At 52.3% G+C, this 14,166-nt stretch carries 14 protein-coding genes and 1 pseudogene; 6 read left to right on the top strand and 9 right to left on the bottom strand.

The window, feature by feature from the left end; genetic code table 11:
- Positions 1-234: 234 nt before the first annotated feature.
- From INT21_RS13590 to INT21_RS20795, 3 genes and pseudogenes are all read right to left on the bottom strand, one after another.
- Positions 235-1,290 (bottom strand): DUF3137 domain-containing protein, encoded by a 1,056-nt coding sequence (locus INT21_RS13590; RefSeq protein ID WP_193060295.1) that lies wholly within the window; start codon positions 1,288-1,290, stop codon positions 235-237.
- A complete protein-coding gene (locus INT21_RS13585; protein ID WP_193060294.1) occupies positions 1,287-1,859 on the bottom strand; it encodes a LemA family protein in 573 nt (190 codons plus the stop codon). The genes INT21_RS13590 and INT21_RS13585 overlap by 4 nt, the downstream gene beginning before the upstream one ends.
- Before the next feature lie 239 nt (positions 1,860-2,098).
- A pseudogene (locus INT21_RS20795) lies at positions 2,099-2,365 on the bottom strand (transposase); the annotation flags it as partial.
- Between the two features lie 405 nt (positions 2,366-2,770).
- Here INT21_RS20795 and INT21_RS13575 point away from each other — a divergent pair.
- Positions 2,771-3,250, top strand: a complete 480-nt coding sequence (locus INT21_RS13575) for a CreA family protein (RefSeq protein WP_193060293.1) — start codon at positions 2,771-2,773, stop codon at positions 3,248-3,250.
- Between the two features lie 6 nt (positions 3,251-3,256).
- Here INT21_RS13575 and INT21_RS20415 read toward each other — a convergent pair whose 3' ends face one another.
- From INT21_RS20415 to INT21_RS13565, 3 genes are all read right to left on the bottom strand, one after another.
- Complete coding sequence (locus tag INT21_RS20415; protein WP_226912298.1) at positions 3,257-3,442, bottom strand: CAP domain-containing protein; 186 nt, start codon at positions 3,440-3,442, stop codon at positions 3,257-3,259.
- 3 nt (positions 3,443-3,445) lie between these two features.
- Entirely contained in the window at positions 3,446-3,568 is a 123-nt protein-coding gene (locus tag INT21_RS20585; RefSeq protein WP_264299086.1) for a hypothetical protein, read from the bottom strand.
- A gap of 133 nt (positions 3,569-3,701) precedes the next feature.
- Entirely contained in the window at positions 3,702-4,871 is a 1,170-nt protein-coding gene (locus INT21_RS13565; RefSeq protein WP_193060292.1) for an RNA-guided endonuclease InsQ/TnpB family protein, read from the bottom strand.
- A 55-nt stretch (positions 4,872-4,926) separates the two neighbouring features.
- On the opposite strand from INT21_RS13565, the gene tnpA reads away from it, so the two are divergent.
- The 5 genes from tnpA to csiR all read left to right on the top strand — a co-directional run bounded on the left by tnpA (position 4,927) and on the right by csiR (position 10,688).
- Entirely contained in the window at positions 4,927-5,355 is a 429-nt protein-coding gene (gene tnpA / locus INT21_RS13560; RefSeq protein WP_193060291.1) for an IS200/IS605 family transposase, read from the top strand.
- A 260-nt stretch (positions 5,356-5,615) separates the two neighbouring features.
- Positions 5,616-7,061 (top strand): NAD-dependent succinate-semialdehyde dehydrogenase, encoded by a 1,446-nt coding sequence (locus INT21_RS13555; RefSeq protein WP_193060290.1) that lies wholly within the window; start codon positions 5,616-5,618, stop codon positions 7,059-7,061.
- A 40-nt stretch (positions 7,062-7,101) separates the two neighbouring features.
- Positions 7,102-8,373, top strand: coding sequence for a 4-aminobutyrate--2-oxoglutarate transaminase (gene gabT / locus INT21_RS13550; RefSeq protein ID WP_089040823.1), 1,272 nt, complete (start codon positions 7,102-7,104; stop codon positions 8,371-8,373).
- A 175-nt stretch (positions 8,374-8,548) separates the two neighbouring features.
- Positions 8,549-9,706, top strand: a complete 1,158-nt coding sequence (locus INT21_RS13545; protein WP_193085337.1) for an RNA-guided endonuclease InsQ/TnpB family protein — start codon at positions 8,549-8,551, stop codon at positions 9,704-9,706.
- Positions 9,707-9,977: 271 nt separating this feature from the next.
- Positions 9,978-10,688 (top strand): DNA-binding transcriptional regulator CsiR, encoded by a 711-nt coding sequence (gene csiR, locus INT21_RS13540; RefSeq protein ID WP_193061211.1) that lies wholly within the window; start codon positions 9,978-9,980, stop codon positions 10,686-10,688.
- Between the two features lie 98 nt (positions 10,689-10,786).
- Here the strand turns inward: csiR and INT21_RS13535 are convergent, their stop codons facing one another.
- From INT21_RS13535 to dctP, 3 genes are all read right to left on the bottom strand, one after another.
- Entirely contained in the window at positions 10,787-12,106 is a 1,320-nt protein-coding gene (locus INT21_RS13535) for a TRAP transporter large permease (protein ID WP_089037544.1), read from the bottom strand.
- 128 nt (positions 12,107-12,234) lie between these two features.
- Positions 12,235-12,777 (bottom strand): TRAP transporter small permease subunit, encoded by a 543-nt coding sequence (locus INT21_RS13530; protein ID WP_038485821.1) that lies wholly within the window; start codon positions 12,775-12,777, stop codon positions 12,235-12,237.
- A complete protein-coding gene (dctP, locus tag INT21_RS13525) occupies positions 12,770-13,789 on the bottom strand; it encodes a TRAP transporter substrate-binding protein DctP (RefSeq protein WP_095603242.1) in 1,020 nt (339 codons plus the stop codon). The genes INT21_RS13530 and dctP overlap by 8 nt, the downstream gene beginning before the upstream one ends.
- Positions 13,790-14,166: the final 377 nt, after the last annotated feature.

The raw sequence follows: 14,166 nt of genomic DNA, 5'->3' as shown, positions 1-14,166 counted from the left end.
CTATGGCTGCACTGGGGTTCGAAACTCGTTTCGAGAAGCTTAAGGCATTGGGTGTCCGTCCTTTTTTATTGGGGCTGATATTATTTGTCTTACTGCTCGCCGTAGGTGGCCTTGCCAGCCGCCTTCTGATGGGCTTACTGGATTCTTTGTCACTACTTTACGTACCTTCTGGCCTGTTTAATGTCCACCTGCGCCCCTTTCTGACGCTGTCGAGGGAAAATGTCAGAGTTGCCATTATCCTTCGGCCAAGCGTGTACTTGCGACATTCCTGGCAGCGAGAGAGTCAAGTTTTAGTTGCTGAATAATATCTGTGATCATGGCCAGTTCCTGTTCTAGCAGTGGCATCTTGTCCAAGTCATAGGCAGAAACGTCAATATCTGCCACATCTAGCAAGTCGCCGAAATAGGACAGCATGAATAGGGCCTTATTGTCTCGGAACTCGCAGGTAATTCCCGTGCCCTTGGCCCGAGCTCGGAACAGCTCATCGAGAGCAATAATACGCTCCATTAAACTCGGTGACAGAAGATAGCGGGCGTACTGCTGGTCAGAACCGTAGACCTCGAAACGGTCCTCGAACATTGGGTTTTCCAGCGCTACTCTGGATTTGGCCAGTGGTGATACCAGGCGGTTGCCAACCTTGCCGTAGTCGGTATCTACCACAGTATATCCAGTAAATTGGAAGGGCATGACGATGAGAAGCGCTCCGCCACCATGAACTGTGGTATTTGATTTTCTGCCGCGGCGTTTGAGCTTTAACTCACAGAACTCAAACTGGACGCCTGCGATGTTGCCACTGATGTAGTCTTCACTGCTCTTACTCGAAAAACGCGGCAAAATATCGAATGACTTGACGGCTTCTAGGTCTATACAACCATCTTTGTCGTAGGTGTGATCGCCAAAGGCTTGGAGTAGTACCGGGATAAGCTTTTGTTTGTAGTGCCGCGTGTACTGCAGCTCCGGGTAGACAACCCAGGCGCCCAGTCCGCCGACTACAAACAGGGTGTAGAGCGTAGGTTCGCCAGACACCAGCATGAAGAGGTCTAGCGCTAGCGATGGCAACCAAAGCAACCAGCCAAGGCGCCGAAACAAAGTCTTGCGACGTGTCTTGCTCGCCAGCTTTTCCAGCCTGAACTGCTCTAGTGGTTCTAGCAATGGTAAGACATCTCGTTCTATCGTCGCGCGGATGTCGTCGGATAACTCGGTCGTTATCTCAGGGTGCTGGAAGGCCGTCCCGCTGCCTAGCTGCTTGAGCGCCTCACCAGCCTGAAAAAATGTCTTCAGAATACTCATGAGCTGAGATAATGGTCAGCGTTGACCGGTGCGCGATCGGTTTTAGATGCCTCGAAGAACGGCAAGGGCTCTAAGCCCATTACCTTCGCAATCAATGTCCCCGGAAAGATCTGGATGGCATCCTTGAACCGGCGTCCCGCGGCATTGTAGCTACGTCGAGCGGCTGAGATATGCTCCTCTACATCCGCATATGCTCGCTGAGCTTCCAGCATGTTGGTGTGAGACTTAAGGTCGGGGTAGTTTTCAACCGCCACCATTAGTCCCGACAGTTTGTCTTCCAGAGCCGCCTCTAACTCGAATCTCTTCTCGGCGCCTTCGCGGTCGTTTGCCTTTGCCGCTTTTAACACTTCCGTGCGCAGTTGAGTAATGTCAGTGAGTAGTGTCTTCTCGTGCTCCATGAAGCGAGCGGCAATTTTCAAAATATTGGGGATCAGGTCGGTGCGTTTCTTCAACTGGACATCAATCCCTGAAAAAGCTTCCTGAGCCGCGTTACGTCGAGAAACAATAGCGGCATACCAAAAGTAAAGTAAAATTAAAGCAGCTATGACAGCCAAGATAACCCAATTCATTACAACGTTCCTTATAATGCGCAGTGTGGGGAAGACTGCATGGTACTACAAGTTAACTTGATTATTTGTGTGATCATCTGCCAATCGACTCTAGGAAACCGCTGAACAGTCGCTATCGATGTGGCTCGAACGCCACGTCAGCGAACATTTTCTGGCTTTCTCAGGTGCTTTCCTAGGGAAGATCTGAATAACTGCCAGTACTTGTCAACTCTCACGTGCGCTGTTGGACAATCGAAAAGTCAGACACTTTTCTCCCGTTCTTTGTCTATATTCGCCTGTTTCCCACTCATTGAGTGGAAAACAGGCGCAGTAACCCTACTCCCCCAGGTATTTCTCGCGCAATGACGGAACTTGAGAAGCGACGTCTCGTCCGGCAATCGATCCAGTTTTAAGCCGGCGAGGTGGTGCATAGACTCGATCTCATAGAGAGCATCTTCCATGGTCGGATCACTCAAGTTGTAGAACACTTGCATGCAGTGGACGCGAGGCATGACAGTCAGCGGATACGACGGCCGCCCGCTCCCGCCTTTGGGATAATAACGGACTACCTTACTTCTCCAACAGCTTCCAGGGGGTCAGCCTGTCCATCCGCTTCAGAAATATTTAGCGGCGGGTCTTTGCTTCTTATTCTGGTATTCGGCTTCGGAGAAAGTGATCTGATCCATGGCAGTGCTGAATCCTGTGCGGTTGAAGATGGCCGTATTATCACTGAAGTCAGGGGTGTTTTTAATATCATCCTTAAATTTATGATATTGAATGATTTTTTAGAATTATGCCATAATCCCCACTTCGGCCTTCCTTTGCCACCGCTTTCCATTCCGATATTAAACCTTTCTTGACTGCCCCGGCTCTGTCTGTAACAGGTATGCTCTTGGTTTGCCGTTTCTGCTGCACCTGCTAAGGACATTGCTATGCGTTTCCAACCCGTTATTGGCATTACGTCAATTGTGATGATGTCTTCGTTACTGCTGCCTACTGCGCTTCTGGCGCAGGATGCCCATATTGGCAGCGTGCGAACTGAGTTTAGATTGATTGGCCCGAACAGTACGATTGAAGTAGAGCGTTTTGATGACCCAAAAGTACAGGGGATCTCCTGTTATCTCTCCTACTCACAAGTGGGCGGGTTATCGGGTGCGGTAGGGCTGGCTGAGGAAGCTAGCGAGGCCAGCGTGGCGTGTCGGCAAACGGGAGAGGTCGTCTTCGACCCTGACGATGTAGACGAGCAAGAAGTCGTTTTTAACCAGCGCCGCTCTGCGCTATTTAAGAATATGCGTGTGGTGCGTATGCACGATGCTGAAACTGAAACCTTTGTGTACTTAACTTACAGCACCAAGCTGGTGGATGGTTCGCCAAAGAACGCGATTTCAGCGGTCCATTACGGTGGGTTTTAAGAAGGGCTAGCGGGGGTTCCCCAGCATCTGTGTCCAAAAGGTGGTATAGCGCGAATCAGCATTGCTGGCCTTGGCCATGCCCATTTCGGTGAAGGTGCCATTCATCATATTGCGGCAATGGCCGAGGCTCTCTAACCAGCCGTTTACCACGGCGGCGACAGATGTATGCCCAGCAGCAATATTTTCATCCATGGCTTACCACGTGTAGCCATGTTGATTGGCGCGTTGCTCAATTCCTGCGCCGTTAGCATCGGTATGGCTAGCGTAGTCGTTGTTGGCCATGTCGCTGGCGTGCATATCGGCAGTGGCCTCCAGCACACGCCTTGATCGCTTTTTGTATAAATCCTGCCCGTAGCCTAGCCATCATTTTCGGTGTCATCCAACCCTACCGTCCAGTTTTTAGTGTATATGGTGACTGCTCCCCGCCCTGACGGGCGAGGCTTCCAACTTCTTAGGCTGCAACCGGCGCGCGGCCGGATTTAAGCAAGCCTCCATTGGCAGGAACCGACAGTCCTTCGGCCCGTAGTTTGATAATACCCTGCTGGCGGATATTGATGGCGGCGTTTATGTCGCGGTCTCTTTCCGCATAACAGGCTGGGCACCTCCAGTTGCGCACCGACAACGGCAGGGACTCTACCTTGTGTCCGCAGCAGGAGCAGGTTTTGGAGCTGGCGAACCACTGGTCGATCTTGATCAGATATTTACCCTGCTCTTTCGCCTTGTATTCCAGTTTCTGAATCAGGCTGCACCAGCTTGCGTCTGCGATGTGCTTAGATAGCTTTCGATTCTTCAGCAGGTTTTTGACTTTTAGTGTCTCGACTACCACCGCTTGGTTTTCGTCAATAAGCTGTCGGGACAGGTTGTGCTGGAAATTAGCACGGGTATTCGCTAGACGCTCGTGCGCCTTAGCCAGTTTCAGCCGTGCCTGCGCACGGCCTTTGCTGCCCTTCTGGCAGCGCGAAAGGGCTTTCTGTTTGCGTCGCAGGTTCGACTGAGCGCGTTTCAGGAACCGAGGGTTATCAGTCTTATTCCCCTCCGAGTCGATAGCAAGATGGGTCAGCCCCATATCGACGCCCAGCACGGCATCAACGGTGTGCAATGGGGTGGGGGCTTCCATACTGTCCTCGACCAACAGCGAGGCGTAGTATTTCCCTGTGACAGTGCGTGACAGGGTGATGCTTTTAATAGCGCCTGTGATCTCGCGGTGGATACGCGCTTTGATCGGCCTCATCTTCGGCACTTTGATCCAGCTCTCACCCGCACTGACGCTCATGCAGTGGTAACTGGACTGCTTCCCGTGCTTGCGCTTGAACTTCGGGTAACGCGCTGGGAGCTTCGGGTCGAAGAAATTCTGAAAGGCTTTATCGAGGTTGATACAGGCTTGCTGCAAGGCAATCGAGTCAAAATTCTTGAGCCAATGATACTTGCGGGACTTCTTCGCCACCGCCAGCAGTGGCTTGAGGTCTTTCTTAGCGCGGAGTTTCGCGCCATGCCGCCGATACTGTGAACTGATGATATGCAGTGCCTTGTTGTACACGAACCGCGTAGCGCCGAACTGACGGTTAAGGAACTCCGCCTGCTCAGGTGTCGGGTAGATGCGTACTTTCGTGGCCTTTAACATTTCAGTGCTCATAGATAGAATACAGCTATTATAGGCTTTAAGAAGGCAATTTAAAATGGGTGTACAAGATCATCCACCACTGAACGACTACCTGAAAAAACGTCACAGCGTTACGAAGTTAGTTGTACACCTGATCTTCACCACGAAGTACCGCCGTAAGCTGTTTGACGGTTACATGATCGAGCAACTGCGTGAAGCGTTTGAGTCGGCCTGCGAGAAGCTGGAGTGTGATCTGGTTGAAATGGATGGTGAGGGTGATCACGTCCACTTGCTCGTAAGTTATCCGCCCAAGCTGGCAGTTAGTGTGCTGGTGAACAACCTGAAATCTGTATCGTCACGCCGTATACGAATACTCAACACGCACATACCACGGCAGAGTAAAAGTGGGGCGGTGTGGTCACGCTCATACTTCGCATGTAGCGCCGGAGGGGCGACCATTGAGACTCTACGCGAGTACGTTCAGAGTCAGGCCACGCCTGAGTAGAACCGCTGCGCGGTTCCCGCTTGTATCCCCGCCCGATTGGGCGAGGGTTTACGCGGGATTTTGCTAAAAATATATTTTGACGTTTTTTGTAAATGTAGATATTTTGTTAGTCATTACGGTTGATGCTGCCTATCTGAAAATGAAGAAGCTGGCTCGCTAGTGCTTTCGGAAGTACAGGCAATGGCGTTGTAGCGAGTTCGTGGGAGGCGCGGCCAGCGTTTGAGAGCACGCTCTAATGTCATGGCAAAAAGGAAAACAAGATGAGTGAGTTACCCGATATTTTGATACCTGACGCATTTATTGGCGGAGAGTGGTGCGGTGCTGACAAGCGCTTTGCGGTCACTAATCCGGCAAATGGTGAGCTATTAGCAGAAGTCCCTGACCTGGATGCTGATGGTGCACGGGCAGCAGTTGCCGCAGCAGAGGCAGCAGGACATGGCTGGAAAAAGCGTACTGCGAAAGAGCGTGCAACGCTGTTGCGCGCCTGGTTCGACGCCATCATGGCGCACCAGGAAGACCTGGCTCGGCTAATGACGTTGGAGCAGGGCAAACCACTGGCAGAGTCCCGCGGTGAAGTGGCGTATGGCGCGTCATTTGTCGAGTTTTATGCCGAAGAGACCAAGCGCATGGCCGGTGAAACTTTGCCGGGACATGGTGTCGATAAGCGCATTCTGGTGTTTCGCGAACCGATTGGCGTTGTGGCCGCCGTTACGCCCTGGAACTTCCCGCTGGCAATGATCACCCGTAAGTGCGCCCCCGCTTTAGCGGCAGGCTGTACGGTGGTTATCAAACCTGCAGAAGCAACGCCACTAACGGCGTTGGCGGTGGCGCGCTTGGCTGAGCTTGCTGGCCTGCCCGCTGGGGTGATCAATGTGGTCACTGCCAGCCAGCCTGCACCCATTGGAGAGGTGCTAACCACCGATCCGCGCGTGCGTAAGTTCTCTTTCACAGGCTCCACACCGGTGGGTAAGAAGCTGCTCGCTCAGTGTGCCGGTACGGTCAAAAAAGTATCGTTGGAGTTAGGCGGTAATGCACCTTTCATCGTGTTTGATGACGCTGACCTAGACGCCGCCGTTGAAGGAGCTGTTGCCTCTAAGTATCGCAATTCTGGCCAGACCTGCGTGTGTACCAACCGCTTCTTGGTTCAAAGCGGCGTTTACGAGGCATTTGTTGAAAAGTTTGCCAAGCGCGTGGCGCAACTGAACGTGGGCAATGGGCTAGATGAAGGCGTTATGCAAGGCCCACTGATCAATCAGGCCGCGGTTGAAAAGGTCGAGTCCCACATTGGCGATGCGTTGGAAAAGGGTGGGCGGTTGGTCTGTGGTGGCAAGCCTCACACGTTGGGCGGTACTTTCTTCGAACCCACGATTATTGCTGATGTGACCGACAATATGCGGGTTGCCCGTGAAGAGACGTTTGGTCCTTTAGCGCCTGTGTTCCGTTTCGAGACCGACGAAGAAGCCATTGCCATGGCGAATGCGACTGAGTTCGGGTTGGCAGCTTACTTCTATGCCCGTGACTACCGCAGAATTTGGCACGTAATGGAAGGGCTGGAGTACGGAATGGTTGCGGTTAACGAGGGCATTCTGTCTACCGAGCTAGCGCCCTTTGGTGGGGTGAAAGAGTCTGGGCTGGGCCGTGAAGGTTCACGTCATGGGCTTGATGAGTTTACTGAGTTGAAATACGTCTGTGTTGGCGGCCTATAAGCGATTTTCACTAATTAACTGAGGAATGCAGTAAATGAAGATGAGCAATGCACAGCTGAATGAGCTTAAACAGAAATATGTCGCTAATGGTGCCGCCAGCCCTGCAACGCAATTTGCGGACCGTGCTGAAAACGCGATTATCTGGGATGCGGATGGTAACCGTATTATTGATTTCGCGGGTGGTATTGGCGTGCTTAATATCGGCCATTGCCATCCCAAAGTCGTCGAAGCGGTTAGGGAGCAGTTGGGCCGGGTGATGCACACTTGCCAAACCGTTATTCCTTACGAAGGCTACGTGAAAGTCGCTGAAAAACTCAGTCAGCTCACGCCTGTGCGCGGCCATGGCAAAGTCATGCTGGTTAACTCCGGGGCTGAAGCGCTAGAGAATGCCGTTAAGATTGCGCGTGCCGCCACCGGCAAGAATAACGTGATCTGCTTCGATGGCGGCTACCATGGCCGTACCTTTATGACCATGGCAATGAACGGCAAAGTGGTGCCTTACTCGGCTGATTTCGGCAGCATGCCTGGGAATGTTTTCCGTGCGCCTTACCCCGTTCCGTTCCACGGGGTAAGCGAAGAAGACGCCATCCGCGGTCTTAAAATGACGCTGAAGACCGATGCCAACCCAAGAGATACCGCGGCTATCGTGATCGAGCCTGTGTTGGGTGAAGGTGGGTTCTATCCTGCACCGGCCAGTTTCCTTAAAGCGGTACGTGAAATTTGCGACGAGCACGGCATGCTGATGATCGTCGATGAAGTTCAGTCTGGCTTTGGCCGTACCGGCAAGCTGTTTGCCATTGAACACAGTGGTGTTGAGCCTGACCTCATGACCATGGCTAAGAGTATGGCCGGTGGCATGCCGATTTCAGCCGTCGTGGGAACGGCTGAGCATATGGATGCGTGTGGCCCTAACTCGCTGGGTGGCACCTATTCAGGCAGTCCGGTTTCTTGTGCGGCTGTGTTAGCGGTGCTTGAAGTATTCGAAGAAGAAAAGATTCTTGAGAAGAGCCAAGCCTTAGGAGAAGTGCTGGGGCAGCGCTTTACCCAGTGGCAGCAGCGCTTTGCTTGTGTCGAAAACGTGCGTCACTTAGGTTCGATGGCGGCATTGGATCTTGTTGCCGCTGATCAAACCCCCGACCCAGAGCTTGCAGCGGCCATGTGCAAACGTGCCCGGGAGAAGGGGCTTATCCTGCTGTCGTGTGGGCTTTACGGTAATACGCTCCGCTTCTTGATGCCGGTCACTATTGAAGACAGCATCCTTGAAGAAGGATTGGCGATTGTTGAAGAATTGCTCGAAGAGCTTACAGCGTAATATCTAGCGTCTCATTGGTTAGTTAAGCGCCAATAGAAGCGTTTGTAGAGAGCGCTGATAAGAGTATTGATCAAGATGCGCGTCAAACCTCGTACTTCTAGTGCGAGGAAGGAAAGCGCGAGGCGCGCTAGCGCCTCTATTTGACAGGCTAAATACAACACACTAGATTTGTCGCATGACTACCGTCTTTCGCGCCTACCGCTATCGTTTCACCCCAACGCCCGAGCAGGCTGACCAGCTGGCTCGGACGTTCGGTTGCGTGCGGTACGTCTACAATCACTTTCTGCGCGAACGCACGGATGCCTGGTTCGAGCGCCAGGAGCGCACGGGCTACAACGCCACCGCCAAGGCACTCACGGCCCTCAAGAAGCAGCCGGACACCGCTTTTCTGGCCGAGGTGTCCAACGTCTGCCTCCAACAGTCGCTGCGCCATCTGGACAGGGCGTTCGCCAACTTCTTCAAAGGCCAGGCTCGCTATCCCAGCTTCAAGAAGAAGCGCCGCAAGCAGTCGGCGACCTACATGGCCAACGGCTTTCGCTGGCGCGATGGTCAGTTGTGGCTGGCCAAACAGAAGGACCCGCTGAACATTCGCTGGAGCCGACGCTTCAGCGGTGAGCCCAGCAGCATCACCGTCAGCCTCGACACCGCCGGTCGCTACCATGTCAGCTTCCTGGTGGAAGAGGAGCAGGCGGCATTGCCGGTCACGCCGAAGATGGTCGGGCTCGACCTGGGGCTGACGCATCGCGTCATCACCAGCGATGGCAACAAGATCCCTAATCCGCGCTTCATCCGGCAGACAGAGCGCAAGCTGGCCCGCGCCCAGCGGGCGCTGTCGCGCAAGCAGCGCGGCTCGAACAACCGGGCCAAGGCCCGGCTGAAGGTGGCACGGCTGCATGCCAAGCGGGCTGACCAGCGCCGCGATGCCACTCACAAGCTCACCACGCAGCTCATTCACGAGAACCAAGTCATTGCTGCCGAGAGCTTGCAGGTCAAGAACCTGCTCCAGAACCGGTCACTGTCGAAGGCGATCAGCGATGTGGGCTGGCACCAGATCACGCTCCAGCTTGCCTACAAGGCCGAGTGGTATGGGCGCGATTTCGTGCAGATCGACAAGTGGTATCCCAGCTCGAAGCGCTGTTTCCACTGTGGCCACATCGCCGAGTCGATGCCGCTGAATGTCCGCACCTGGGATTGTCCGTCATGTGGCACCCAAGGCATCGACCGCGACATGAATGCTGCCCGCAATATCTTGCAGGCCGGCAAAGCGATCCTTGCGGGAGCAGACAAGCTCCGTCATCACGAGAAAACTACCGTGGGGCACACGGGAGGTTAAGCCTGTGGAGCCTGTGTAAGACCGGCGGTGCCATCACCGAAGGCAACGGGCAGTGAAGCAGGAACCGGGAAGGCGACAACCCGGGAATCCTCTTCCTTCAGGGAGAGGAGGATTGTCAAATAGAGAGTATTGATAGGAGCCGATGCAGCTAGTCTGCATCGGCTTTTTTTATTGCTTGTTGCCGTTGTTATTGAGTGCCAGGGCAGAACACGTTCAAACAGCTGTTACAAGGTGTGCTATTATTTTGACCCACTTTGCAAAATGCATACTCATGAATTCATCTTTCTTCCCAGACGAAAAGGCGGATGCCAAGGAAAACTTGGGTATTCGTGCTTACAAGCTACTTAAGATAGATATTATTAAAGGCACTTTTCAGCCTGACGAAAAATTGCGTATGAGTGTGCTTAAAGCACGCTATGACCTGGGTATTGGTCCTCTGCGAGAAGCACTTTCCCAGCTTGTTGCTGAGCATTTAGTGGTGGCAATTAGCCAACGTGGCTATCGTGTGGCACCCATGTCGCTCGCTGAGCTTAACGATATTTACGATGCCCGGGCGCAAGTTGAAGCGATGATGTTGGGGCTTGCGATAGAGCGTGGCGATGATGCCTGGGAAGCTAATATCTTGGCAAAGTCTTATCAATTAGCAAAGCTGACGGAAATGAGTTCGACAGAAGGGCTATTAGATATTTGGGATAGACGACATAGTGATTTTCACACCGCGATGGTCGTTGGTTGTAACTCTCCGCATTTGATGAAAGTGCGCGCTGGGCTGTTTGATAAAGTTCAGCGCTACCGTTTTTTGTGGCTTAAAGAAACCGTGTTTTCTGCTCAAGCCCTTGAAGCAAAGCGCCAAGAGCATGCCGCTTTAGTAGACGCCACCCTTGAGCGCCGCAAGGATGAAGCAGTGGCATTGATGCACGAACACTTGATGTCTCCTGTGCCGATTATTGCGCAGGTAATGCGCCAACAAAGTGTCGCATAGGGCAACAGAAGGCAGCGCAGAAACGCTAAAAGAAAAGGCCCTAATCATTAGGGCCTTTTTAGTTGGGTTGCTGTTCGTTAGCCGTTTGATACGCTTGTTTAGAACAGTAAGTTGGGCAACCACAGCGCAATACTTGGGAATAGTACGATAATTGCTAATCCCACTATCTGTAGAGCAACATACGGCAGTGCTGAACGATAGATATCGACGATAGTAATGGACTTTGGCGCGACTGATCGCATATAGAACAGGTTATACCCAAAGGGCGGTGTCAGATAAGCGGACTGCATACTTATAATAAACAGCACCGCAAACCAGGTAGTATCGAACCCTAAGTCACGTACGATTGGCACATAAAGCGGAATCGTGATGAACAGGATCGCAAAGTCATCGAGAAACATGCCCAGTGCAAAAAAGCTAATCAGCATGATGATGATGACGGTATAGGGCGACAGCGAGAAGTCATTAATAAAATCACTGACGATCATACCGGCGCCTAAGCCCATATAGATACGGCTAAAGAATACCGCGGCAATGGCAATCCAGAGCAGCATACCGGTTATTTTGGCCGTGCTGAGCATCGCGTAGCGCAGCAGGCTCCAGTTAAGCCGACCTCTCAGCGCTGCAATCAGCATGGCACCGCCAGCCCCGACTGCAGAGGCTTCGGAAGGCGAGGTTACCCCTCCGATAATGCAGCCCAATACGGCAGTGACCAAAAGGCCTGGGGCAATAACGTGGCGCAAAGACATCAGCTTTTCTTTGGCACTAAAGCGTTCTTCTACTGGCGCAGCGGGACCTAGAGAAGGGTTTATGCGGCAGCGTATCAATATATAGGCCATGTAAATAGCGGCAAGCATTAGGCCAGGCACTAAGCCAGCAGCAAATAGCTTTCCTACCGATTCACGGGCCAGAAACGCATAAACAATCATCAAGATGCTAGGCGGGATGAGAAAACCTAATGCCCCACCTGCCATGATAGTGCCGGTGACTAGCCGCTTGTGATAGCCCCGCTTGAGCATTGCCGGTAATGCAATGATCCCTAGGCTGACGGTAGCTGCCCCTGAGACTCCCGCCATGGCAGCGATAAGGGCGCAGATCAGAATGGTGCCTATCCCGAGCCCGCCAGGAAGGCTGCCCATCAGCTTATGCATCATCTCGAAAAGATCATCGGTAATACCGGAACGTTCCAGTACCAATCCCATAAAGATGAACAGCGGGAGGGCCACCAGGAGAAAGTTGTCCATGGTGCTGTATGCCGATGAGAGCAAGAAGTCCAAGCCACCAGGGCCAAACATCATGTAGGCACTTCCCATGCCCGATATCATCAACGCCCACGCTAGCGGAGCGCCTATTGCCATTAGGACGATCATGGAGAGAAACATGATCGCCGTAATTATCATGGGGTCTAAATTTAACATAGGGATACCCTTTGCATGGCATATCCACAAGGACGTGCCGGGGTGTGTCTCTTATTTTTCACGGTAAAACCACGTTGAAATAGAGCGAGGGTTAAGCAGCACTCTGTTTAAACAGAGACGGGCTGTATTTAATCAGCGTCGCTAATGTCGTCTCGCGGATCATCATAGGGAATGCCAAGTAAACGCACGATGGCCCTCACTAGCTCTGCTACGCTCTGCAGAATTAGCAATCCAACGGCAATTGGAATGGTCGCTTTTATCGGCCAAAGCGCTGGACGCCAAATGCTTCGGTTGGAATACTCACCAATTAGCCAGGAGCGGTGGGCAAATTCCACGGCCATGGTGAAAAATACGCTCAGCACCAAGATACCCAGTGAGAACACAATCACGTCACACAACGCCTGCATGCGGAAGGGCAGCAGGCGATAGATGACATCACTGCGCACGTGGCTTTGGTGGCGTAAGGTATAGCTGCCAGCCAGGATACTCAGCGCACCGAAGAACATCGTCGCTAGTTCGTGCCCCCACACAGTGGGGGCATTGAGTACATAGCGAGCGACTACTTCATAGAGCAGTACACCGATAATACCTAGCGTCAGCCAAGCGGTGACTCGTCCGACCCAGTCGGAAAGCCCATCCTGAAAGCGTAGATATCGGTTGATCTTACTCACTCAATCTTCCTTGCGCTTTGGCGTTATTAATCAAGATTTCAACGGCTTGGGCATTTCGCTCAGAGCGTGCCGCTTCCTCTTCCCAAATCGGCAAAGATGCTTCGGCTAGGCGCTTTGAATCTTCTGCTGGCAGGGTGGCGAATTCAAACAGCTCACCTTCATCGATGATGCGTTGGTTGCCTTCTTCAAGCCAGTTGTGAACGTCTTCCAGGTACTGAGCTAGCTCATCTACCAAGATTTGCTGCTGCTCTTCGCTCATCCGTTCCCAGGTGCGGGGGTTGATGAATGCGTTTTCTGTCCAGCCTGGGTTGAGTAAGTTGATATCGGTGTAGTAGCCCGCTACTTCATTAATTCGTAGCTGTTCGTACTCAACAGGGCCACCGTAAATAGCACCGTCGATAACGCCTGTCGAAAGCGCAACGTAGAGCTCTTCACCAGGAATAAAGGCTGTTGGGATATCGAATTTTTCCAGCACCGTTGCAATGGAGCTGGTTGCGCGGATGCGCATGCTGGAAAGATCTTCTAGGCTGGAAACAGGCTCTCGGGTGACTAGACCATAATCGCTACCAAAGCCGCGGCCAATCAGCTTAACGCCTTGCTCTTCGTAAGCTTCTGCGATGAGTTCATCAAGGCCTTGGTTGGCAAATATATCGTGTGCTTCTTCAGCGCTTACCCATGCTCCAGGTAGGCCCCCTTCGATAGTGCCGATACCAACAGTGCCAGGCCAGTAACTACCCACACCATGGCCGATATCAATGCTCCCACGGGCAACAGCTTCGACAAACTGGTCGCTGCTGACTAGCTCGCCGCCACGGAAAAATTGAATGTTGATAGTGCCATCACTCGCTTCACTTACCCGTTCCCGCAAATCAGCTGCAATCTGATCCACTTCGGTGCCATAAAACGTGTGCATGCGTAAACGAACGGTATCGGCATAGAGCGCTTGGCTAGCCATGATGGAAGCGGCGATGGACGTCGCTAGGGCGCATTTCACGGATGTTGAGAGCTTCATAAAACCTCTTTGTTGGTAGCGATTAGAGTTATAGAGGGCATCCATGCTTCAGTTTCGAAACCATGTTGCGCCCCCAGTTTAATCACACGCATGGTGCTCAGGCTATAAAAAATTTCTATAAAATCGTCTAACATCAACATTTTTGCATTACGTTGACTGATGTCAAACCAAACTGAAACTGCGTCTATAAATTAATTTTTTATTAATTTTAATTTAGTTATTGTGTTTTTGAGCGATAGATTGCTGATCAGGTGTATTAGGTAAGCGTTGATAAACGGTGTAGCCAACAGATCGTCGAGTCTGTTATTGGCCTAAATTATCTTTGGATGTGGCTTGAGGCAGCACTTGAAACAGGGATTGGAATATTGGCGGGGTTT

The sequence above is a fragment of the Halomonas sp. 3F2F genome, assembly GCF_014897805.1.
Classification (GTDB): Bacteria; Pseudomonadota; Gammaproteobacteria; order Pseudomonadales; family Halomonadaceae; genus Vreelandella.
The sequence above is the reverse complement of the archived record's forward strand: the minus strand, read 5'-3'. Positions and strand labels throughout refer to the sequence as shown.